At 60.9% G+C, this 2,564-nt stretch carries 2 protein-coding genes; both read left to right on the top strand.

Annotation, left to right across the window (positions count from 1 at the left end; translation table 11 throughout):
* Positions 1–973 (top strand): serine hydroxymethyltransferase (gene glyA, locus H1Y01_RS13600; RefSeq protein ID WP_180541057.1); only part of this gene is annotated, 973 nt, incomplete at its 5' end.
* On the top strand, positions 970–2,121 hold the full coding sequence (locus H1Y01_RS13595) for a glycosyltransferase family 4 protein (RefSeq protein ID WP_180541056.1): 1,152 nt from the start codon (positions 970–972) through the stop codon (positions 2,119–2,121). The genes glyA and H1Y01_RS13595, both read left to right, overlap by 4 nt.
* The last annotated feature ends 443 nt before the right edge of the window (positions 2,122–2,564 follow it).

Here is a 2,564-nt window from a genome sequence, read left to right as displayed (position 1 = left end):
GGCCAATGCCGCCGCCTTCGGGGCCGTCTTGAACCCGGGCGATACGATCATGGGACTCGACCTCTCGCACGGCGGCCACCTCACACACGGACACAAGCTCAACTTCTCCGGCAAGCTCTATAAGGTCGTATCGTACAAGGTTCGCAAAGACAACGAACTCATCGATTTCGACGACCTGATCGCCACCGCGCGCGAGCACAAGCCGAAGATGATCATCGCCGGCGGAAGCGCTTATTCGCGCACGTGGGATTTCCCCCGGTTCCGGGAAATCGCCGACGAGATCGGTGCGGTGTTTCTCGTTGACATGGCGCATTTTTCGGGTCTCGTTGCGGCCGGTTTGCATCCGAACCCCTGCGAGTGGGCCGATATCGTAACCACGACCACGCACAAGACGCTCCGCGGGCCGCGCGCCGGTCTGATCCTGGCCAAAGAGAAGTACGCAAAAGCCATCGACCAGAATGTTTTCCCGGGCAATCAGGGCGGTCCGCTGATGCACGTGATCGCCGCGAAGGCCGTCTGCTTCCTCGAAGCGCTCAAACCCGATTTCGTCGAGTATCAGCGGCGCGTGATTCAGAATGCCCAGGCTCTCGCGGCCAGCCTGACGGACGAAGGGTTCCGCATCGTGTCCGGCGGGACCGACACGCACATCATGCTGGTCGACGTATTCTCGAAGGGTATTCGCGGCAAGGAAGCCGAGGCCGCTCTCGACCACGCGCGCATCACCGTCAACAAGAACACGATTCCGTTCGATCCGAATCCTCCGCTCAACCCGAGCGGCATCCGCCTGGGAAGCCCGGCCGTCACCACGCGCGGCTTCGGCGTGCCGGAAATGCGCGAAGTCGGCCGGTTGATCGCTGAAACGCTGAACGACATTCACGCGCCCGAGGTCAGCCAGTCCGTGCGCCGTAAAGTGGAAGCGCTTACGGACCGGTTCCCGCTCTATAGCTGGAAGCTCGACGCGGTACGGGCTTGAGAATTGCGGTTGACGTTCGCCGGATCCGGGACTTCGGAATCGGCACGTACATCCGCAACCTGCTCCGCGCGCTGCACCAGATTGAGTGCCCCTATGAATTCCTGCTGATCGGCGCCCCTTCCGACCAGCGCCTGGTCCGCGAACATGCTCCCTCGTTTGAATTCGTCGCGCACGCAACCAGCGATCTCAACCGCATCGACCACTTCTCGCTTCCCCGGCTGATCCGCAATCTGGATGTGGATCTGACGCACGTCCCGCTGGCGCGGGTTCCGATGCTGATTTCTTTGCCATACGTCGTCACGGTTCACGATATGAGCCGCATTCTCTTCGACGAATCCCCGCCTTGGCTGCACGCCTTACGGAGGTTTCGATTCACGCGCACCCTGCAACGCGCCGCTTGCGTCATTTCCGTCTCGGCCTCCACGAAGCGGGACGTGACGAACTTCACCGGCATTGACGTCGACCGCGTTCGCGTCATCCATAACGCGCCCGACCCGGTCTTCTTCCAGCCGGGCTCGCAGCCATCGGAACTGGAACGAAGGGATCGCGAACGTCGACGCATCCTGGAGCGCTATCAGATCACGTATCCCTTTCTCCTTTATGCGGGCCACATTCGGAAGCAGAAGAACATCCCGCGCATGATTGAAGCCTTCGCCGTGGCGCGCCAGGAGCTGGTGAACACGCATCCGTACCAGTCGCTCCGGCTGATCATTATCGGCGAGGACATCTACAAGCACCCGGAGGTGCGCCGCGCGATGATTCACAGCCGTGTCGAGCACTGTGTGCGCTTCCTGGGCTTCGTCCCGTTCGATACCTTGCGGGTCTTCTACGAACTGGCGACGGCTTTTGTGTTTCCCTCTCTCTACGAAGGATTCGGCCTGCCGCCGCTAGAGGCGATGGCCGCCGGAACTCCGGTGATTTCCTCGGATGTGTATTCGCTTCCGGAGGTGGTTCAGGATGCGGCCATGATTGTGAATCCGGAAAACGTGTTCGACATCTCGCGCGGCATTTGCGAGGTGCTGCGCGATTCCGATTTGCGAAAGACGCTGGTGGAGCGCGGGCGAACGCGAGCCTCGGAGTTCAGCTGGCTGAAAGCGGCGCGCGAAACCGTGGACGTTTATGACGAGGTGCTTGGCGGGCGCAGATAGAAGGGCAGGAGGCGGCGGGGACGCGCCGGTATTTCCGTCTAGGTCTGGAAAGCCGCTAGACCGTACCCGTTCGTCCGCATCGTGCAAGACTTGGACCGCTGGGCACCGCTTCAACTGGTTCAGACGACTCTGGGGCGCGCTTCGATCGCGACGACAGGAACTTCGGCCGGATCACACACGGTGGCGTCAATCCGTTTGTGGACCCGGAAGGGTGCCTGAGCTCCGTGAGCGATCCGGAACAGGCTTTCCGGGCGGAGTTGGAGAACCAATAGCAGCCGGTTCAATCAGATCAAGGCGCCCCGGACTTCCGCGCAACCACGATTTCCCCGCCCGCAGCCCGTTCAGCGCCCATCCAATAGGTCACTCAGTTGTATGTCCAACGCATACAAAATCCGGTCTGCTAATTTTATTGAGAGAGAACGAACTCCTTTGAGCACGTTATG

The sequence above is a fragment of the Nevskia soli genome, assembly GCF_903970205.1.
Taxonomy (GTDB): domain Bacteria; phylum Acidobacteriota; class Terriglobia; order Bryobacterales; family Bryobacteraceae; genus Bog-113.
The sequence above is the reverse complement of the archived record's forward strand: the minus strand, read 5'-3'. Positions and strand labels throughout refer to the sequence as shown.